At 36.7% G+C, this 20,261-nt stretch carries 17 protein-coding genes; 9 read left to right on the plus strand and 8 right to left on the minus strand.

Features of this window, described 5'->3' with window-relative positions; genetic code table 11:
• The first annotated feature begins 131 nt into the window (after positions 1–131).
• A complete protein-coding gene (locus K7G93_RS05680) occupies positions 132–860 on the plus strand; it encodes a nitroreductase family protein (RefSeq protein WP_226690660.1) in 729 nt (242 codons plus the stop codon).
• 229 nt (positions 861–1,089) lie between these two features.
• On the opposite strand, the gene K7G93_RS05685 is transcribed toward K7G93_RS05680, so the two are convergent.
• A complete protein-coding gene (locus tag K7G93_RS05685; protein WP_226690659.1) occupies positions 1,090–2,331 on the minus strand; it encodes a Zn-dependent hydrolase in 1,242 nt (413 codons plus the stop codon).
• Positions 2,332–2,577: 246 nt separating this feature from the next.
• Entirely contained in the window at positions 2,578–3,135 is a 558-nt protein-coding gene (locus K7G93_RS05690; RefSeq protein ID WP_226690658.1) for a YtfJ family protein, read from the minus strand.
• Positions 3,136–3,278: 143 nt separating this feature from the next.
• On the opposite strand from K7G93_RS05690, the gene K7G93_RS05695 reads away from it, so the two are divergent.
• Entirely contained in the window at positions 3,279–3,611 is a 333-nt protein-coding gene (locus K7G93_RS05695; RefSeq protein ID WP_049216147.1) for a zinc ribbon domain-containing protein YjdM, read from the plus strand.
• Between the two features lie 46 nt (positions 3,612–3,657).
• Here the strand turns inward: K7G93_RS05695 and K7G93_RS05700 are convergent, their stop codons facing one another.
• Positions 3,658–3,870, minus strand: coding sequence for an excalibur calcium-binding domain-containing protein (locus tag K7G93_RS05700; RefSeq protein ID WP_049216149.1), 213 nt, complete (start codon positions 3,868–3,870; stop codon positions 3,658–3,660).
• A 197-nt stretch (positions 3,871–4,067) separates the two neighbouring features.
• Between K7G93_RS05700 and rbsD the strand changes: the two genes are divergently transcribed.
• The 7 genes from rbsD to K7G93_RS05735 all read left to right on the plus strand — a co-directional run bounded on the left by rbsD (position 4,068) and on the right by K7G93_RS05735 (position 13,776).
• On the plus strand, positions 4,068–4,487 hold the full coding sequence (gene rbsD, locus K7G93_RS05705; RefSeq protein WP_049216151.1) for a D-ribose pyranase: 420 nt from the start codon (positions 4,068–4,070) through the stop codon (positions 4,485–4,487).
• Between the two features lie 12 nt (positions 4,488–4,499).
• The gene (gene rbsA / locus K7G93_RS05710) at positions 4,500–5,996 is read left to right on the plus strand and encodes a ribose ABC transporter ATP-binding protein RbsA (RefSeq protein WP_115322983.1); all 1,497 of its coding nucleotides are present in this window, start codon (positions 4,500–4,502) and stop codon (positions 5,994–5,996) included.
• Between the two features lie 16 nt (positions 5,997–6,012).
• A complete protein-coding gene (gene rbsC, locus K7G93_RS05715; protein ID WP_226690657.1) occupies positions 6,013–6,981 on the plus strand; it encodes a ribose ABC transporter permease in 969 nt (322 codons plus the stop codon).
• Between the two features lie 28 nt (positions 6,982–7,009).
• Positions 7,010–7,897: a ribose ABC transporter substrate-binding protein RbsB gene (rbsB, locus tag K7G93_RS05720; protein WP_049216158.1), complete on the plus strand. Its 888-nt coding sequence runs from the start codon at positions 7,010–7,012 to the stop codon at positions 7,895–7,897.
• Between the two features lie 88 nt (positions 7,898–7,985).
• On the plus strand, positions 7,986–8,909 hold the full coding sequence (gene rbsK / locus K7G93_RS05725) for a ribokinase (RefSeq protein WP_226690656.1): 924 nt from the start codon (positions 7,986–7,988) through the stop codon (positions 8,907–8,909).
• A 157-nt stretch (positions 8,910–9,066) separates the two neighbouring features.
• Positions 9,067–10,062 (plus strand): substrate-binding domain-containing protein, encoded by a 996-nt coding sequence (locus K7G93_RS05730; protein WP_049216162.1) that lies wholly within the window; start codon positions 9,067–9,069, stop codon positions 10,060–10,062.
• Positions 10,063–10,410: 348 nt separating this feature from the next.
• Positions 10,411–13,776: an autotransporter domain-containing protein gene (locus K7G93_RS05735; RefSeq protein WP_226690655.1), complete on the plus strand. Its 3,366-nt coding sequence runs from the start codon at positions 10,411–10,413 to the stop codon at positions 13,774–13,776.
• 218 nt (positions 13,777–13,994) lie between these two features.
• On the opposite strand, the gene K7G93_RS05740 is transcribed toward K7G93_RS05735, so the two are convergent.
• The 5 genes from K7G93_RS05740 to ftsA all read right to left on the minus strand — a co-directional run bounded on the left by K7G93_RS05740 (position 13,995) and on the right by ftsA (position 20,252).
• Positions 13,995–15,158 (minus strand): chorismate mutase, encoded by a 1,164-nt coding sequence (locus tag K7G93_RS05740; protein WP_191134460.1) that lies wholly within the window; start codon positions 15,156–15,158, stop codon positions 13,995–13,997.
• A gap of 58 nt (positions 15,159–15,216) precedes the next feature.
• Positions 15,217–16,371 carry an iron-containing alcohol dehydrogenase gene (locus K7G93_RS05745; protein WP_226690654.1) on the minus strand — a complete coding sequence of 385 codons (1,155 nt, stop codon included), beginning with the start codon at positions 16,369–16,371 and terminating at the stop codon, positions 15,217–15,219.
• A gap of 245 nt (positions 16,372–16,616) precedes the next feature.
• Positions 16,617–17,534, minus strand: coding sequence for a UDP-3-O-acyl-N-acetylglucosamine deacetylase (lpxC, locus tag K7G93_RS05750; RefSeq protein ID WP_049216172.1), 918 nt, complete (start codon positions 17,532–17,534; stop codon positions 16,617–16,619).
• Between the two features lie 45 nt (positions 17,535–17,579).
• Positions 17,580–18,887 carry a cell division protein FtsZ gene (gene ftsZ / locus K7G93_RS05755; RefSeq protein WP_049216174.1) on the minus strand — a complete coding sequence of 436 codons (1,308 nt, stop codon included), beginning with the start codon at positions 18,885–18,887 and terminating at the stop codon, positions 17,580–17,582.
• Between the two features lie 84 nt (positions 18,888–18,971).
• Positions 18,972–20,252, minus strand: coding sequence for a cell division protein FtsA (gene ftsA / locus K7G93_RS05760; protein ID WP_049216176.1), 1,281 nt, complete (start codon positions 20,250–20,252; stop codon positions 18,972–18,974).
• Positions 20,253–20,261: the final 9 nt, after the last annotated feature.

The following is a 20,261-nucleotide window of genomic DNA, read 5'->3' on the forward strand; positions in this document are numbered from 1 at the left end:
TCTCATTTTTATTGTATTAAATCTTCTTTATCTGTCGAAATAAATAGTCTATATCTTGTTCAGTTTGGTATAGTAATCATACTTCATCTACATCGAACTAAAGTAGCTCACTTTTTTAAGGAATAATGATAATGACACTATCCGATCTTCTCCAACGACGCCGTGCTGTACGTTATTTTGATCCAGAACACCCACTTGATGACCAGAAAGTAAAATATTGTTTACAGCTCGCGACATTAGCCCCAACGAGTTCTAATATGCAACTATATGAGTTTTATCATATTACTGACAAGACCTTGCTGAGCAAGTTAGCTGAGGCTTGTTTAAATCAGCAAGCTGCCACCACCGCACAACAGATGGTCGTATTCGTTACTCGTCAAGATTTATATCAGCAGCGAGCACAGGCGATCTTAGATTTTGAAATTGACAACATAAAGCGCAATAGCCCAGTCGAGCGTCACGCTAATCGTATCAAGGGGAAAACAGATTACTATGGCAAATTAATGCCTTTTGCTTACCGCCGTTGCTTCGGTCTTCTTGGTTTATTTAGAAAAGTACTAGCTAAAACAATCAGTCTATGGCGACCTATCTATACGGAAATGTCAGAATCGGATATGCGAGTCGTGACACACAAAAGTTGTGGATTAGTCGCCCAAACTTTTATGCTCGCAATGACAGAGCAGGGTTATGATACTTGTCCAATCGAAGGTTTAGATAGCAGTCGAGTTAAGAAAATTTTAGCCCTTCCAGTAGGAGCTGAAATTAATATGATTGTCTCTTGTGGGGTACGTAAAGCAGGTAGAGGTATCTGGGGGGAACGATATCGCATTCCTTTTGAGCAGATTTATTACCAAAAATAGTCAATAACAAATAAAAAATGGGTATTTAAGATGATTTATCATGTTAAATACCCATTTTATCTCTTAGCTAGACCGTATTTTAAACGATATAAGCTATTTCTTCGAAAAAAGAGAGTTTATTGACATTTCAATCTATACTCGAAATTAAAGCTTATCCATTCAGTTGATTTTCTACAACATCATCAAACTTTCTCAAAACAGATCGCACTTTTACTGTCGCAATACACATCTAAGCAGAGATCAACTCAGCTTGTGTTAATACAACTTGTTGTAATACGCGAATTCCAGCCTCAATATCTTCCCATTTAGTAAACTCCAATGGATTATGGCTAATACCATCACGCGATGGTACAAAAATCATTCCTGTTGGACATAACTTTGCCATATGCATAGCATCATGCCCTGCACCACTTGGCATAATCTCATAACTATAGCCCAATTGCTCAGTTGCCAGACGAATCTGTTCAATAACATCATCGGATAAAATAACAGGACTGTCCTTAGAAATCAGCTGTAATTCTGTTTTTAAACCACGTTTTACAGAAACTTCTTCAAGCTGTTTTTGCAAAGCAATAAAAACTGACTCTCTTGCCGAAACATGGATACCTCGGATATCCACTAACAATTCACAAGCACCAGGTACCACATTCATTATACCAGGTTTGACGGCTAAATTTCCAACTGTCGCAACAGTTGAATGCCCCGCAGTAATCGCAGCTTGTTCAATAGCTAATGCTACTTCTGCACCACCTAATAAAGCATCATGCCGATAATGCATAGCGGTAGCACCTGAATGATCTGCTTGTCCTTGAATTTTGACTAGACAGCGAATTGGTGCAGCAATCCCTGTAACGACACCAATTGTTTTATTTTCATTTTCTAAACGCGGTCCTTGTTCAATATGTAATTCAAAAAAACATTTAAACTCATTGGCTTGACGTCGCGCTTTTTCAACTAATTCAAAATCTAATCCGACTTCAGTGAGAGCGTCTGCTAAACTTTTACCTTGTTTATCTTTTAACTGACGCAGCCCTGCTTTATCTACTACACCACACATCACTTTACTGCCTAATGTAGCGTAGTTAAAACGACTCGACTCTTCACACATAAAAATAATTAATTCCAAAGGATAACGCGTTTTGACACCTTGTTCACAAGCACTGAATAGAATTTCCAGACCAGCAATTGAACCCAAGGGCCCGTCAAATTTGCCAGCATTCACAACGGTATCAATATGTGAACCGAAAGCAACCGCAGGTAGATGATCTTCAATACCAGCCTTACGAATAAAGACATTCCCAATTTCATCACGTCGAATGGAAAGATCATATTGCTGACATAATTCAAATAAATAATTATGTGCTAACTCATCTTCTGGACTAAATGCTAAACGTGTTAACTCCCCTTCCACAGAAGAAATTGACGCCAGTTTTTCAATGATATCTTGTACTCTAGCGAGATTAATTGACATAAGTTCTCCTTTTTTGTCGGATAATCAAATTCGGTTTAAATCAATCTAGTGAAATCGCTTTCAATAAAAGCAGTAAGAATTATGTCCATAGTATCAGATATACTATTCTTTATGTTGATTTTATGAAAAAACAGAGATCAGTAAAAAATAAATGCTTATCTTCAGTATGAGATAGAAACATAAAATCTGTTCCTTTATTATGTTAACGATATCATTCAAAGAACAGATTTTTATCAATATAGCTTATTATTTAGTTAATTCAGTTACTAAGTTAATCACATCCTGTACTTGTTGTGCTGACAATGCCCCTTCATGGATAAATTTCACTTGCGCATTTTTATCTAGCACGATAATCAGACTCTCTTTTTCCTTCAAGTTCCACGCATTTTTGACCGCACTTTGCTGATCGAGAATCACTTGGCTACGGGTATTGGTTTTCTTCCCTTTTTCAGCACTACTTTTGACAAAACTGCCCGTCCCAAATACAGCATCGTCTGCATTAATAATCGTCGTTGTTTGATATTTTTCTGCATTCAATTGTGCTGCCTTAATGGCCTCCATCAATGGTTCATTTTTTTCTTTTACACTACTACGCCCTGCAAAATGGTGCAAAATACGCACTTTACCAGCTAAATTTTTAGAATACCAAGGCTGATAACTGATTTTTTCTCCTTGTAGTACTAATTCACCATCAGTCGCCACATTTACGGCAGGTAAATATGTATTCAATTGAATATTGTGTGCCAAAACATGTGGCGCGAATAACATTGTAGCAAGTGTTAAAGCCAAGGTTATTTTTTTCATTTTAGTTTCCTTTTTTGTAATAAACCTAGTGATTCTACGGGAAAAATAATTTTCAACAAATCAGAGTTGTTAATGTAGATTTTTGGTAGAATTTCGCTTTTTTGCTATACTTTCGCATCATTTTATTGAAGAAGGAAAAAAGAATGGAACACATGCCAAATTGTCCAAAATGCCAAAGCGAGTATGTTTATCATGACTCAATCAATTTTGTTTGCCCTGACTGTAGTCACGAATGGTCTGGCAACGATGTCGTGGAAAGCGATGAAAGAGTTGTTAAAGACAGTAATGGCAATATTTTACAAGATGGCGATTCTGTCATTTTAATTAAAGATTTAAAAGTGAAAGGTTCTTCAATTGTACTGAAGAAAGGCACTAAAGCGAAAAATATTCGTTTAGTCGATGCCGATCATGATGTGGATTGTAAAATTGATGGGCAAAGCTTTTCATTAAAATCTGAATTTTTAAAAAAGGCTTAATATGCAAAATGTGCTATTAAAACATCAGTTAATAGCACATTTTTTATTATTTGCGACATTTCGAAGAACCATAGCTACTCCCACCAGGTAAACATTCACAAGCCTCACCATCACCATCGCCATCTAAATGATATGCTGCATATCTTTCCATATAAGCTTGTGCTTGTGCCTGTGTTTTAAAATTCTTGCAGCTCATCCGTTTTGCTACAGCATTATAAGAAATACTTAAAATAAGTAATCCAAGCAAAATGTGTTTCATTTTATCTTCCCTTCATTATGTTGTAACCAACAATTGGAGTTATTTTAAACACACATAATGTAGACATAAAGCGAAATAGTTTGATCTACTTCACAGATCGAACAAAACTCTTTTGCACTTTTTTTATTTATCCTTACACTGATTACAACCACATCGAAACGTTTCGATGAAAATAAAAAACTAAGTTGAGGTATGTAATGAAAAAAACAACTGTACTCAATGCACAATTATCCCAAGTCATAGCCACTTTGGGGCATACTGATAGTTTGACTATCTGTGATGCAGGGCTACCTATTCCAACGCAAGTTGAGCGCATTGATTTAGCACTCAGTGCAGGGGTTCCCAGCTTTTTACAAACGTTTAATGCCGTAGTCTCAGAAATGTTTGTTGAACGTGTCGTCATCGCACAAGAAATAAAAGAAAAAAATCCGAAAATATTGACCGCACTGTTAAACAGCCTCTCTCAACTTGAACAACAGCAAGGTAATCACATTGATGTGGAATATGTTAGCCATGAAACATTCAAGGCTTATACACATCATAGCAAGGCCATCGTACGTAGTGGCGAATGTTCACCTTATGCTAATGTGATTTTATATTCAGGCGTACCATTTTAAGGGTTATTCAATATGCAACATCAACCTTTACTCAAAATTAGCGGTATTGATAAATCCTTCCCAGGTGTAAAAGCATTAAGCAATGCCTGCTTATCTGTTTATGCGGGACGTGCCATGGCATTAATGGGTGAAAATGGAGCAGGTAAATCAACTCTAATGAAAGTATTAACGGGTATTTACAGCAAAGATGCAGGCACCATTGAATATTTAGGTCAACAAGTCACATTCAAAGGTCCTAAAGACTCTCAAGAAGCTGGGATCAGCATTATTCACCAAGAATTGAACTTAGTCAGTAACTTAACTATCGCTGAAAATATTTTCTTAGGTCGTGAATTTACTACCCCATGGGGGGGAATTGATTGGAAAAAAATGCACCAAGAGGCCGATAAATTGCTCAAGCGTCTTGGTGTACCACACAGCAGCCACCAACTTTGTGCAGAATTATCCATCGGTGAGCAACAAATGGTAGAAATTGCCAAAGCCCTCAGTTTTGAATCTCAAGTTATCATTATGGATGAGCCAACCGATGCGTTAACTGATACTGAAACTGAAGCTTTATTTAAAGTCATTCGTGAACTAAAAGCGGAAAAACGTGGCATTGTCTATATTTCACACCGTATCAAAGAAATTTTTGAAATTTGCGATGATGTTACCGTACTGCGGGACGGGCAATTCATTGGCGAAGCGGCTGTCATCGATCTTGACGAGGATCGCTTAATTGAAATGATGGTTGGGCGTCGCCTCGATGAACAATATCCTCATTTAGATCAAGCACCAGGCGAAGTGTTACTTAAAGTAGAAAGTCTCACAGGCAGCGGAGTGTATGATGTGAATTTTCAGTTACACCGTGGCGAAATTCTCGGTATTTCGGGCCTAATGGGTGCAGGTCGCACAGAATTAATGAAAGTTATCTATGGTGCACTACCACGTAGCAGCGGAAAAATACGCCTCAATGAAAAAGAAATCCACAATACCTGTCCACAAGATGGCTTAAATAATGGCATTGTCTATATCTCGGAAGATCGTAAAGGTGATGGCTTAATTCTTGGTATGTCAGTCAAAGAAAATATGTCGTTAACTGCCTTAGAATATTTTTCCAAAGCCATTCAAATTGATCACAGTGCAGAAAAATTGGCCGTAGGCGATTTTATCACGATGTTCAATATAAAAACCCCAAGCCAAGATCAACAAATTGGCTTACTGTCGGGGGGGAATCAACAAAAAGTAGCTATCGCAAAAGGATTAATGACTCGCCCTAAAGTCTTGATTTTAGACGAGCCAACTCGAGGCGTTGATGTTGGTGCCAAAAAAGAAATTTATCAACTGATCAACGAATTTAAAAAAGATGGTTTAAGTATCATCATCGTGTCCTCTGAAATGCCTGAAGTACTTGGCATGAGCGATCGCATTTTAGTGATGCATGAAGGACGTATTAGCGCAGAATTCCAACGTGGTGAAGCCACTCAAGAGAAATTATTAGCCGCCGCTATCGGTAAAAGTGCGGTCTAAATTTTAAGGATTTATTATGACGACTCAAGCAAAACCCTTTCAATTAGGTAAATTTTTAATTGAACAACGCTCAGTTATTGCTCTATTAGTATTGATTGCAATTGTTTCTATAATCAATCCTGATTTTTTCAGCATTGATAATATTCTCAATATTCTACGTCAAACCTCTGTTAATGCGATTATTGCTGTCGGTATGACTTTTGTGATTCTGATTGCTGGTATCGATCTCTCTGTTGGTTCAGTGTTAGCATTAACGGGAGCTATTGCAGCATCAATGGTTGGTGCAGAACTTCCTATTTTATTCGTTATTCCAGCCACGCTACTTATTGGTACTTTACTTGGTGGTGTCAGTGGTGTCATCGTCGCTAAAGGTAAAGTACAGGCATTTATTGCAACACTAGTAACCATGACATTATTACGTGGCATAACAATGGTCTATACTGATGGTCGCCCAATTAGCACAGGTTTTTCTGAAGGTGCTGATGCCTTTGCTTTCTTAGGTACAGGTTATGTGCTCGGTATTCCTGTCCCTATTTGGATTATGGCATTTGTTTTTGCTGCATCTTGGTATGTCCTAAAACACACGCGTATTGGTCGTTATATCTACGCTTTAGGCGGTAATGAATCAGCTACGCAACTATCGGGGATAAACGTCAATAAAATCAAGATTTTTGTCTTTGCAGTCAGTGGTTTCTTATCTGCACTGGCAGGCCTAATCGTCACCTCGCGTCTTTCTTCTGCACAACCTACTGCTGGTGTCTCTTATGAGTTGGATGCTATCGCTGCAGTTGTTGTCGGCGGAACCAGCTTAATGGGTGGTAAAGGACGTGTTATGGGGACATTAATTGGTGCATTAATTATTGGTTTCCTAAACAATGCACTCAACTTATTAGATATTTCATCTTATTACCAGATGATTGCGAAAGCCTTAGTTATTTTGGTTGCTGTTTTAGCCGATAATTACTTAGGAACGAAAAAAGTTTAACCCACTCATTCTGTAAGGAGAACTGATTATGAAAAAACTTCAAAAATTAACTACTTTGGCATCAGCATTAATGCTCAGCCTCGCTGTAAGCGGTACTGCGCTAGCTAAAGAAACTATCGCATTAGCCGTATCAACTTTAGATAACCCATTCTTTGTCACATTAAAAGACGGTGCGCAAAAAAAAGCAGATGAGCTTGGTTATAAACTCGTTGTACTTGACTCGCAAAACGATCCTGCGAAAGAGCTAGCTAATGTTGAAGATTTAACTGTACGTGGTGTGAAAGTGCTTTTGATTAACCCAACAGACTCAGAAGCAGTCGTTAATGCAGTGAAGATGGCAAACCGCAATAAAATCCCTGTGATCACTTTAGACCGCGGTGCGGTTGCAGGTGATGTTGTCAGTCACATTGCTTCAGATAATGTTGCAGGTGGTAAAATGGCAGGTGATTTTATCGCGCAAAAATTAGGTTCTGGTGCAAAAGTGATTCAATTAGAAGGTATTGCAGGGACATCTGCGGCACGTGAACGTGGCGAAGGTTTCAAACAAGCGATTGATGCACATAAATTTGATGTATTGGCGAGTCAACCTGCTGATTTCGACCGTACTAAAGGTTTAAATGTCATGGAAAACTTACTTGCCAGTAAAGGGGATGTCAAAGCTGTCTTTGCACAAAATGATGAAATGGCGTTAGGTGCCTTACGTGCGATTAAAGCAGCAAATAAAGATGTTTTAGTGGTCGGATTTGATGGTACTGATGATGGTGTAAAAGCCGTTGAAACAGGTAAAATGGCAGCAACTATTGCACAACAACCTGATTTAATTGGTGCTCTTGGTGTCGTGACTGCTGATAAATTATTGAAAGGTGAAAAAGTCGACGCTAAAATTCCTGTGGATTTAAAAGTCATTAGTCAATAATACACCATCTCTATGATGCCTCGTTGGGCAGATCATCAAATCTGCCCACAGTTCAACGCAGTAAAACACAAAGATGAGCGAAAAGAAAATGAAAAAATTAACCGTTCTTGGCAGTGTAAATGCCGATCATGTGATTTCCGTACCGCATTTTGCTAAACCTGGTGAAACCTTAACAGGTAGCAATTATCATATTGCTTATGGTGGTAAAGGGGCCAATCAAGCAGTCGCAGCGGCACGCTTAGGGGCTAATATTGATTTTATTGCCTGTATTGGTGACGATGATATTGGTCAAGCAATGAAAAAAGCATTCGCACAAGATGGTATGAATACAGACGCTGTTGTTGAAATCAAAAATAAAATGACAGGCATTGCAATGATTCAAGTCTCTGCTAGTGGTGAAAATAGTATTGTGATCTCCGCTGGTGCAAATGCTTATTTAAATGAAGATATTATTGATACTTTTGCTGATAAAATCATACAAGCTGATGCGTTATTAATGCAGCTTGAAACGCCATTAAGTGCGGTGATTTCTGCTGCCAAATTAGCAAAATCATCCCATACTCAAGTTATTTTAAACCCTGCTCCTGCTCAAGCATTGCCAGATGAACTTCTCACGCTACTAGATATGATCACGCCTAATGAAACAGAAACAGAAATTTTAACAGGAGTAAAAGTAGTAGATGAACAAAGTGCACAACAAGCCGCTCAAGTTTTCCATCAAAAAGGCATAAAAACAGTACTAATTACGCTGGGTTCAAAAGGTGTTTATGTTAGCCAACAAGGACAAACAAGTGAAGTTGTCGCAGGTTTTCGTGTTGAGGCAAAAGATACAACTGCTGCTGGAGATACCTTCAATGGTGCCTTAATGACAGCATTATTAGAAGATAAACCGCTTGCTGAAGCTATCCGCTTTGCTCACGCAGCAGCCGCCATCAGCGTGACGAGACAGGGGGCTCAGCCTTCCATCCCAACAAGAGAAGAAACGCTTAATTTTCTCAAAAATAATACATAATTAACTATTTCCCCGTATAAACCACTTGAATATCAGATCACTTTTAGTTAAAAAATATTCATTAAAAGTGAAATGGTAGGTTAATCGGGGAGCTTTTCTTTGCTGATGTGATACAAGTAAAGAAAACGAGATACTTCAAGAACAAGGAAACGATCTTATGGCCACAATGAAAGACATCGCTAGGATAGCACAAGTATCGACATCTACCGTATCCCATGTGATTAATAATTCACGTTTTGTCAGCGATGAAATTCGTACCAAAGTATTAAATGTTGTTCAAGAACTAAATTACACCCCCTCTGCTCTTGCACGCAGCCTGAAAGTAAAAGAAACGAAAACTATTGGCTTACTGGTCACGGCAACGAATAACCCATTTTTTACTGAAGTAGTCAGTGGTGTTGAACAATATTGCAATCAGCATAATTACAATCTGATTTTATCTAATACGGAGGGTAATACCGAACGATTACGTAACAATCTGCAAACCTTAATTCAAAAGCAAGTAGATGGTTTGCTGTTAATGTGTTCTGACTCACGTATCCAAATCGGTAAAGATCTTAATGTAAACTTACCTTTTGTCATTATGGACTGGTGGCCAACTGAAGAAAGTGCAGATAAAATCTTTGAAAATTCAGAATATGGTGGCTATTTAGCAACAAAAGCGCTCATTGATAAGGGACATAGACACATTGCCATTATCACAGGTAATCTTAAGAAATCACTCGCGCATAATCGACTTAATGGCTATAAAAGAGCACTTGCTGAAGCTAATATTCCATTACGATCTGAACTGATTATAGAAAGTCATTTTGACTTTGAGGGTGGTATGGTTGGGATGGAAAAAGTACTCGCTATCACTCCTCGCCCAACTGCAGTTTTTGCTTGTAGTGATAGTATTGCTTTTGGCGCCTACCAAACTATCTGGCGACAAGGGTTGACCATTCCTCAAGATATTTCAATTATTGGTTATGACAATATTACTTTGGCTCAATATATGTCCCCGCCTCTCAGCACTATCAACCAACCTAAAGCAGAATTAGGAAAACTAGCAGTGGAAACACTACTACAACGTATTAAAAATCCTTCAGAAATACACCGCACTTTATTGCTCCAGCCTGAGCTTATCCTACGTGAATCTATCCAAGCTTTATAAAGAAGAAAATGAGGGGAAATATCCACATTTTATTCTTTATTAATTAAATAATATGTTAACAAATTTTAACTTGACTATTATAAGCACAACTCATAAAAATATTCTTAACCATAAAAAACTAGTGAAAATAAAAACCTTAATAAAAAGTAATTATTTAATAATAATCTTATAAAATGTTAATTAATTAATATAAATGGATTAAAAAATTACTTAAAATATAATAAATATACAAATTTAGATCTAATTATCAACAATTAGAATACTTATATTATTAAAAAATTGATGACGTATTTTAATTGAATTAAGATAAAAACTGCGTCTATATAAAACATCATAAAAGAATTTATCATGCAACAAAAATATCAAAAATTGATTATTCCTACTTTATCTCTCTTTTTTGCCTCCTGTGGTGGTGGGGGAGGTAGTGAAAATGCGGTACCACCAATTAATCAACCTAATACATCAAGAAATAACCATACGTTGTTACCTGAAATAATACAGCTAGATAATGATGAGTCGAGTACAATATCAAATTCAGACTCAGAAAATTCAACTAACATAAATGTTGAACCCCTACCTAATTTAGAGGCTTCATCTAATTTAGATGAAGATAAGGTATCTAATTCAAGTATCGTAATTAAATCTAATTCAAATTCTATTTCTGATCTTAATACAAATATATTATCTAAAACGAATACGAATTTACCAATCCATACACCTTACAATGTTCAAAATAATCAACACACTCCTATTACTGATAAAGAAAAACCTCATACTAAAAACTTAATGCCTACTCTAGAGGTAACTGAAACATCCGAAAATAAATTACAAACATCACGATTAACAACAAATAATAAACATGACTCACTCAATAATCCTACTCATGATATAAATGCATCAGAAGTATTCTCTTTATTACCTAAACATACACAGTATATTGATGATGAAAATACAATCAAAGATGTTGCGATCATAGATACAGCTTATTATCTTAGTGACAGTTTTAAAGACAAAAATGGTCAACTCAGACTACAACTACATAATCAACATAGCGCATTAACACCTACAATATCTTCCCATGGTACGATGGTTGCCGCAGTAATTAATCGATATAACTCAACAGCAACCATGTACGCATACAATACTCACCATAATACCAGTCAAATCTTTCTAGTAAGAAATACTGACTATGATATTGCTCACAGCAAAGGAGTGAGAATTTTTAACAACTCTTACGGTTCTGATGCAATAGACTCTGAATATGCTATTTCGTTGGGAAACAATATAGAAAAATATGCAAAGGAAGACAGTATATTTATCTGGTCTGCCGGAAATGAAAATAAAAACCATGCCTCACCCGATTCATTACATCCGACAATAAATGATGATACAAGAAATGGCTGGATAAGCGTTGCCGAGGCGGATTACAGCAATGGTATTTATAGAACGACTGAACGAAAAACCTATGACTATGATCATTTGAATCAACTTAAAGCGTCTAATTATATAGGAGAAAGTGCCAAAACTTGGGGAATCGCTACACAAGGCACATATTGGTTACCTTTAAAAGACAAAGATGGAAAAGCAAACTATACATTTGCTTCAGGGACCTCTTTTTCAGCACCTCGAGTAACTGCTGCTGCGGCTAATGTTTGGACTAAATTCCCATGGATGGATAATCACCTTGTTGTCGTTAGCCTATTATCCACAGCAGATAAACCAGGCACCTTTTTAAAAGGACAAGACGGAGTTTGTAGTAGCCCTGCGATTGGATGTGGAGAAACAACAACTGATCCTGAATATAAATTTGGTTGGGGACTTTTAAATGAAAGGCGTGCTTTAAAAGGTCCTGCGCTTTTTGATAAACGCTTGCTTACAAATAAAGATGCAATCACGACAAACAATGAAAATGGTTTTACTAAAAACGAAAACGTTTCTGGTAAAAATAGCGGCAAAGATCTGTTAGTCATCAATTTTGATTTTAGACATTACCAAGATAAAGAAAAGCTCACGTGGAGTAATGATATTAAAGGGGATGCAGGCATATTAAAACAAGGTAGCGGTACACTGTACTTAAATGGACAAAATCAATATCAAGGTAAAACTATTGTTGATAGTGGTATATTAGGCATAGGACATTCATTAACATCTGAAGTTATCATCAATAGAGAGGGGACACTTCTAGCCGAATTTGATACACAAAAACACCATAATTCAGCCCAAAAAGTCACTCTTGGTAATAACAAAAACAACCAAAATTATACTGTCAAAAATAACGGCTCACTGTATGTTTATGGTGCAGGATTAACCATAAATGGTAATTATAACGGCAATGCCAATTCTAGAATTGTAATTGATATCGATAAATCGAAACTCGAAGTGACGGGTACGATGGATCTAGGCGGTTCTAGCAAAATCGTCGCAGATGTAAAAGATATCTCATCATTAACGCCAAATTCTAATGGTATTCCAAGTCAAAACGAAACAGAAAAAACTATCATCTCTGCTAATTTAATCTCAAACCATCAAAATGTCACTTATGCAAAAACGAATAGAATCAACAATTACATCGATATTTCTCAATTTTATATCAATGAAAATAAAGAGATAAAAGTCAAATACAAGAGAAACTCAACTGCTTATGTACTTGAAACAATCAACTATACAGCGAAAAGCGCAATACAAACTGCTAGTAATATAGACAAAGCACTTAATACACTCGCAAGTAGTAACGAATATCATGTTTCAAGTCCAAAAGCAGCAAAATTATTAAGCGCAGATAAAGCAGATTTACCCACAATTATCAATTCTCTTTCAGGGGAAATTTATGCATCTAGCCAAAATGCAATGCTCAAACAAAATTTAGTCGTGAATCAACAATTAACTCAACGTATTATGTCGCTCAATAACGGGACAAAAAATGGACTTTGGGTTGATGGTATTTATGCACATAGCAACATTGCACAACACGGATATGCAAGTGCCACAGCAAAAACAACGGGGACCCAACTTGGTTTTGATAACAAGATTTCAAATAATTTATCTCTGGGATTTGCTGTTAATCAAAGCAATACAAATACAGATTTTAATCGTGAAGCAGGTAAAAGTAAGACGAAAAATACAGGCATATTCACTTATGGCACTTATCAATTTAACCATCTGTATTTAGCTACAATCGCAGGCTTTAGCTATGCTAAAAATAATATCGATAGAATTGTTTTTGACGAGCAAAGCCAAACCAAATTTATGTGCAAAACTTATAACTTGTATACAGAGTTAGGAACAAATCTTTCTTTTGCTAAAAGTAAAATCAACCCATTTATCGCCAATACAGTCAACTATATCAATAGAGGCGGTTTTAAAGAAAACATTGCTTTTGGAATTGATGCAAAATCAAAAACTTACCGTATAAACTCATTTATTCTTGGCATAAGATCTCACATCACTTTTGATAAGTTGACCCTAAACACTAGTTTTAGCCACACATACACTCCAGAAAATCATGATTTTGGATTTACTGCTAAGTTTACAGGCTTTACAGACACAATACATATTCATGGTATAAAACAGAATAAACATACTTCTTGGTTCAGACTTGGTACATCTTATGAATTACAAAATGGCTTGAGTCTACAAATAGGTTATAACTTATCTATTCAAGAGAGGAAAAAAGAAAATGAAATTCTAAATTTAGGCATCACTTATAAATTCTAACCTTTCTTACAACACAAAGTGTTCTGTAGTTTTATCAATGAGTTACAGCTATTACATACTACAGTTAGCACTCGTCTTTGACGAGTGCTTTAATAAAACAGCACAAACATACATACAAGGACAAGACTAAGGAGAAATTGCACTCTATTCAGATTCAACTTCCTTTATTGCTTAAACCTCTTTATGTACTAAAAAACCATCCAACAAAAATAAGTTTTCTACGCTTCAAGTTCAACTGGCTTAATAATTTCACTTGGATAGCAGCCCAATACTTTTAGATAGTGACTAGATTGTTTAAGTTCTTCAAGTGCTTGTTGTGTTTCAGGATTATGAATATTAGCTTCAATTTCTAAATAAAACATTTCTTCCCAAGGTTTGCCATAAATCGGACGGGATTCTAATTTAGTCATATTGATTTGGAACTTTTTAAACACTAATAACGCATCCACTAATGCCCCTGCTTTCTGTGCAGTGCTCATCAACAGTAACGTTTTGGTATGAATTTGGGGTGAGACGTTTAAAGGTTTTTTAGCCACTACAATAAAACGCGTAATATTATTTGCTTGATTCGCAATATCTGCTTTTAACACCTTTAAACCATACAAAAGCCCACCATCTTCATTACCTAATGCAGCAATATTCGGTTTATTTAAACTCGCAACCAATTGCATTGCATGTGAACTACTTTCACAGTATTCAATATGAACACGACCTAGACTTTTAATAAATTGGCTACACTGCTGAATAACTTGCGGATGGCTATATAATGTATCTATTTGACCTAAATCTTCTTGTCCATTAACTAATACACAATGACGGATAGGATAAGCAAGTTCTCCTACTAAGGATAAATCCGTATGCTGCAATAAATCATAGACTTCATTAATTGCACCAGAAGTCGTATTCTCCAAAGGCAATATGCCATAGTCAGCTTCCCCCTGACTCACCTTAGCAAAAATCTCATCAAAAGTACTACAGCTTAACTCCACTAGCTGTTCTTGATAACGTGTAGCATAATTACGTGCTGCTAAATGTGAATAAGAACCTCGCTTACCTAAAAAAGCGACATGAATATTCTGCTCACGTTGCTCATTTAATTTTTTCTGCAAATAGACTTGTTGTGTAGCAACAGAATCTTCAATGATCCGTTGAAAGACTTGGGTAATATATTGTGCTTCAAGCTGATAATTTTGTGTTTCTGCAAATTGGATTAACTCTTGTAATAGCTGTTGTTCTCGCTCTAAATCACGTAATGGCTTTTGGCTGACCTCTTTACTGCGAGCAACATCAAAAGCCAAACGGTGGCGTTCTGATAATAATTTCAACAAATTACGATCGATTTGCGTAATTTGCTGACGAATTTCACTCAAATCAAAAGACATATGACTTTCCTGTATCAAATTAAAACTCGGGAAAAACTAACCGCACTTTTGTTAAATATTACAATGCGGCATATAAGATTTCCTTGATCGCCTGACGATCTAAGTTTTTATGTTCACCTAAATTATTACCTTGATGTTTAATTAATTTATCTAAAATAACAGAAAATTGGCTGTCATCAATAGCATAATCACGAAAACGTGTTTTAACTCCCATTTGTTCAAAGAAATCGCGAGTTTTATCAATAGCAACTTGTACTGCTTCATCTTGATCCTGACCTTGATAGTCCCATACACGTTGTGCGAATTGAATTAATTTTTCACGTTTATTTGTTTTCTGATGAGTCATTAATGCAGGTACAATTAACGCTAATGTTTGAGCATGATCTAGACCATATTGTGCGGTTAGTTCGTGTCCAATTGCATGGGATGCCCAATCCTGTGGTACACCAACACCCAAAATATTATTTAATGCCATCGTTGCCGACCACATAATATTGGCTCTAGTCTCATAATCTGTTGGATTTACTAGCGCTTTAGGCCCTTCTTCAATTAAAGTTTGAAATACCCCTTCGGCAAAACGATCTTGAATTTTGGCATTAACTGGATAAGTCATATATTGCTCAAAAGTATGTACAAACGCATCTACTACACCATTGGCAGTTTGTCTCTCGGGTAAAGAATAAGTAGTCGTTGGATCGAGTACTGCAAATTGTGGGCGTACTAAAGGCGAGGCAAAAGATAGTTTTTCAGCTGTTTGTTTACGGCTAATCACTGCATAACTATTCATTTCTGAGCCTGTTGCAGGTAATGTCATAATCGTACCAATTGGCAGGGCATGCTCAATGCGTGCGTGCTTTGCTAAAATATCCCAGGGCTCCCCATTAAAATACACTGCACTCGCAATAAACTTACTTCCATCTAATACAGATCCACCTCCTACAGCAAGAATAAAATCTAAATGCTCTTGTTTCACTAATGCAACTGCTTTCATTAGAGTCTCATAAGTTGGATTCGGTTCAATACCTGAAAACTCGATCCAGTAAAAACCATCTAATGCTTGCTCAACTTGTGCAAATACACCATTTTTCTTCACGCTACCGCCACCTGTTGTAACGAGAATACGTGCATCTGGTGGAATGTGGTTACTAATAGTCTGAATCTGTCCTTTACCAAACATGGCTAATGTGGGTAATTGGAATGTAAAATTAAACATAATTATTCTCCTATTTACAAAATAGTATTCACATGATGCTCAATGTGCAATAATTTCTTCAATTTTCATATGATATTACTACACCATCGATTATGTTTAGGCTTTAGTTAAATAGATAATTAAACATATTAATAAAACATGCTATAGTAAGCGAAGTTTCAATCTCGCTTGATTGTTCAGTATGTTAGATAAATAAAAAAAGCTATACTCAGCAAAAGTATAGCTTTTTTATTCAAATAAGCGAACTAAATCAAGACTTGAGTTGGTATCGCATAACCTTGTGGTACAGCTTGTTTATCTTCAAAGGTTACAAACTCCCAAGCATCTTGATTATCCAACACAGCTCTTAATAATTTATTATTCAAACCATGTCCTGATTTATAGGCTTTGAAATCACCAATTATGTTGTAACCTGCCATATACAAATCACCAATCGCATCTAACATTTTATGACGCACTAACTCATCTTTAAAACGTAAACCATCTTCATTTAAAATACGATAGTCATCTAACACGATTGCATTATCCAAGCTACCACCTAAAGCAAGGCCTTGAGACTGAAGATATTCAATATCTTTCATAAAACCAAAGGTTCTGGCACGGCTAATTTGTTGAACAAAAGCTTGTGCTGAAAAATCCATAACGTAATTACGCACATCTTTACCAATTGCTGGATGTTCAAAATCAATTGTAAAATCTAAGCGGAAACCATTATATGGTGTAAATTCTGCCCATTTATCGCCGTCTTCTACACGTACTTTCTGTTTTACACGAATAAATTTTTTAGCCGCATTTTGTTCTTCAATACCAGCATCAAGTAACAAATAGATAAATGGACTAGCACTGCCATCCATAATTGGAATTTCAGGTGCATCGACTTCAATAATCACGTTATCGATCCCTAAACCAGCCAATGCTGCATTTAAGTGTTCAACAGTTGAAATTCGTGCGCCCTCTTCATTTACTAAACAAGTACAAAGCATCGTATCACGCACAGCATTCGCATTTGCTGAAAAAGTGACTGGCGGATTTAAATCCGTACGACAATAAATAACACCCGTATTTGGCATTGCTGGGCGTAAAGTTAATGTGACTTTATTGCCACTATGCAACCCCACACCAGTGACTTTAATGCTTTGCTTTAATGTTCTTTGTTTAATCATATTCTTCTCTTAACTTATTGTGTGTACAACAAGATTAATTGCAAATTATTTATCTGTATTACGGATGAAATTCTGTACATTAAACAAATTTTCATCTTTTTGCAAGTTATTCGTTGGACGCGCAGTAATTGGCGTATCTAAAATACTTGTTTTAGTTAAATCCGTTGGTCTTGGAGGAATATGGCTTGGTTGTGCGCCATATCCCTGTGTAGCAGTTGGGTTACCACTTAAATTTGTAGGCTGTAACGGTCTAGCCGATCCAGCTGTATGAGTATGTTGAATAGGTTGTTGACGATGCATTGCTGGCATTTCAGGCGGCTCAATATCGCCAATACCTGTTGCAACAATAGTTACACGAATCTCATCAACCATTTCTGGTACTAATGTTGTACCAATAACAACCGTTGCTTCTTCTGATGCAAACTCAGCAACAGTCTGACCAACAACATTAAACTCATCTAAACCAAGATCCATACCAGAAGTAATATTAACTAATACTCCTTTCGCCCCAGAAAGATCGACACGCTCTAATAAATCGCTTTTTACTGCAATACGAGTAGCATCTTCTGCACGCCCTTCACCCGCTGGACCTTTACAAGAACCAAAACCAATCATCGCCTGCCCCATTTCTGACATAACCGTACGCACATCAGCAAAGTCAACGTTGATTAAGCCTGGAGAGGTGATCATATCGGAAATACCTGTGACGGAGTTACGTAACACATCATTAGCAGCAGAGAATGCTTGAAGCAATGTTGCGTTTTTAGGTAACGCTTTAGCTAATTGCTCGTTAGGAATAATAATGAGAGAATCGACGTGTTTAGAAAGCTCTTTAATCCCCATCTCAGCAAATAACATACGTTTTTTACCTTCGAAGGAGAAAGGTTTAGTAACGACAGCAACTGTCAAAATACCAAGTTCTTTTGCAATCTGCGCAACAATTGGTGCAGCACCAGTTCCAGTACCACCACCCATACCTGCTGCAATAAAGACCATATCAGCGCCTTCAAGCATTGCGCGAATTGCTTCTTGATCATCTTCTGCCGCTTTACGTCCAACATTTGGGTTGGCACCAGCACCTAAGCCTTTTGTTGTTGAACCACCAATTTGTACAGTTTGTTGAACTTGGCTTTTACGTAATGCTTGAGCATCAGTGTTCACTGCATAAAAAATAATTTTTCCGTGTTCATCTGAATTCATTACAGCTTCATCTAATAGTGTAGCACCGGCATCATTTTTAAGCATGCTGGCTACCATATGGTTTACGGCATTACCGCCACCACCACCGACGCCCACAACTTTGATGAGAGCTCCGTCCATTTCACCAAGATCGTAATCTACTGGTTCAAACATATTTATTCTCCGTCAATGCTAATTCTCTGCTAGCACATTATTAAAACCTAAATATTTCTTATTGTAGATGAAAAATAGGAATTCTCAAAACTCTGAACCCACTTTCCTTGCAAATTTTTTCATTCCTGACCATAAAGAACCAAAAAATCCGCTTTCACTACTATAAGCATCATTTATCGGACTTTCATCATTACTGCTATATTCATATTGTAATAAACCAAGTACAGTAGAATATTGCGGTTTTTTCTCAACAAGATGAGTCACACCTGTAATATTTAATGGATTACCAATACGTACATGCAAACCAAATACTTCCGTTGCACATTCTTTTAAATCTTTAATTTGTGCTCCACCACCAGTAATCACAATACCAGCAATAAGCTCAAATTTCATTTGTTTACTTTCTAAGTCATATTTAAGCTGGATAAGCTCTTCTTTAACTAACTCTAGAATTTCTCGATAACGCCCTGCAGTTACCATAGATAAGCGTGCTTTTGAACAGCGTTCAATCACACTACCATCTATGCTCATCACATCAAATTGTTCATCTGGATTTTGTCTAGGTGGACTGACGGCACTACCATATTTCACTTTAATATTTTCTGCTTCCACTCGGGAAGTTGTTAAATCATAAGCAATATCATCAGTAACACGATTACCTGCATAAGGAATCACTTTACTAAAACGCAAAGAGCCATTGGTATACACCATGACTTCCATTGTACCTGCACCAAAATCAATCAAACAAACACCTAAATCTTTTTCATCTTCTGTTAATACAGAATGGCTTGTTGCAATACCTGAAAAAATGACTTTATCAATTTTCAGCTTACAACGTTCTACTGCTTGACGTAAATTATTTAACCAATCTTGATGACAAGCAATTAAATGTACATTTGAGGTTAAACGACCGCCTTGGAAGCCTAGTGGATTTTTAATATTTTTTTGCTGATCAACTGCATATTCTTGTGGCAAACGATGTAAAACAGCTAAACCTTCTGGCATTTTAATAGAGCTAGCTGTATGCAAAGCTGCATCAATATCTTCTTGAGTGACTTCTCCATCTGCAATTGGGGCCGCTCCACTATCATTCCAACTCTGAATATGTTGTCCTGTAATAGCCAACGTCACACTAATAATTTCACAATCCGCTACTGACTCTGCGAGTTCAATAGCACGTTGCACTGAAGTAACAACAGCATTTAAATCTGTGATATTGCCTTTATCAATACCTTTTGCAGGGCAACTTCCTACGCCTAAAATATTTACTACACCATCGGGTAAAAGTTCACCGACTAACGCAACTACTTTGGACGTACCCACTTCCAATCCAACAATAATTTTTGATTCCACAATCTTTGCCATTTTTATCAC

This window comes from Pasteurella canis, assembly GCF_020810675.1.
Lineage (GTDB): Bacteria > Pseudomonadota > Gammaproteobacteria > Enterobacterales > Pasteurellaceae > Pasteurella > Pasteurella canis.

What these genes read in the sequence shown, in the direction of transcription:
- K7G93_RS05685 (WP_226690659.1), bottom strand. Translation starts at nt 2,331, where the DNA reads ATGTCAATTAATCTCGCTAGAGTACAAGATATCATTGAAAAACTGGCG.
- ftsA (WP_049216176.1), bottom strand. Translation starts at nt 20,252, where the DNA reads ATGGCAAAGATTGTGGAATCAAAAATTATTGTTGGATTGGAAGTGGGT.
- rbsA (WP_115322983.1), top strand. Translation starts at nt 4,500, where the DNA reads ATGCAACATCAACCTTTACTCAAAATTAGCGGTATTGATAAATCCTTC.
- K7G93_RS05695 (WP_049216147.1), top strand. Translation starts at nt 3,279, where the DNA reads ATGGAACACATGCCAAATTGTCCAAAATGCCAAAGCGAGTATGTTTAT.
- K7G93_RS05680 (WP_226690660.1), top strand. Translation starts at nt 132, where the DNA reads ATGACACTATCCGATCTTCTCCAACGACGCCGTGCTGTACGTTATTTT.
- rbsD (WP_049216151.1), top strand. Translation starts at nt 4,068, where the DNA reads ATGAAAAAAACAACTGTACTCAATGCACAATTATCCCAAGTCATAGCC.
- rbsK (WP_226690656.1), top strand. Translation starts at nt 7,986, where the DNA reads ATGAAAAAATTAACCGTTCTTGGCAGTGTAAATGCCGATCATGTGATT.
- K7G93_RS05700 (WP_049216149.1), bottom strand. Translation starts at nt 3,870, where the DNA reads ATGAAACACATTTTGCTTGGATTACTTATTTTAAGTATTTCTTATAAT.
- K7G93_RS05740 (WP_191134460.1), bottom strand. Translation starts at nt 15,158, where the DNA reads ATGTCTTTTGATTTGAGTGAAATTCGTCAGCAAATTACGCAAATCGAT.
- K7G93_RS05730 (WP_049216162.1), top strand. Translation starts at nt 9,067, where the DNA reads ATGGCCACAATGAAAGACATCGCTAGGATAGCACAAGTATCGACATCT.
- lpxC (WP_049216172.1), bottom strand. Translation starts at nt 17,534, where the DNA reads ATGATTAAACAAAGAACATTAAAGCAAAGCATTAAAGTCACTGGTGTG.
- rbsB (WP_049216158.1), top strand. Translation starts at nt 7,010, where the DNA reads ATGAAAAAACTTCAAAAATTAACTACTTTGGCATCAGCATTAATGCTC.
- K7G93_RS05690 (WP_226690658.1), bottom strand. Translation starts at nt 3,135, where the DNA reads ATGAAAAAAATAACCTTGGCTTTAACACTTGCTACAATGTTATTCGCG.
- rbsC (WP_226690657.1), top strand. Translation starts at nt 6,013, where the DNA reads ATGACGACTCAAGCAAAACCCTTTCAATTAGGTAAATTTTTAATTGAA.
- K7G93_RS05735 (WP_226690655.1), top strand. Translation starts at nt 10,411, where the DNA reads ATGCAACAAAAATATCAAAAATTGATTATTCCTACTTTATCTCTCTTT.
- ftsZ (WP_049216174.1), bottom strand. Translation starts at nt 18,887, where the DNA reads ATGTTTGAACCAGTAGATTACGATCTTGGTGAAATGGACGGAGCTCTC.
- K7G93_RS05745 (WP_226690654.1), bottom strand. Translation starts at nt 16,371, where the DNA reads ATGTTTAATTTTACATTCCAATTACCCACATTAGCCATGTTTGGTAAA.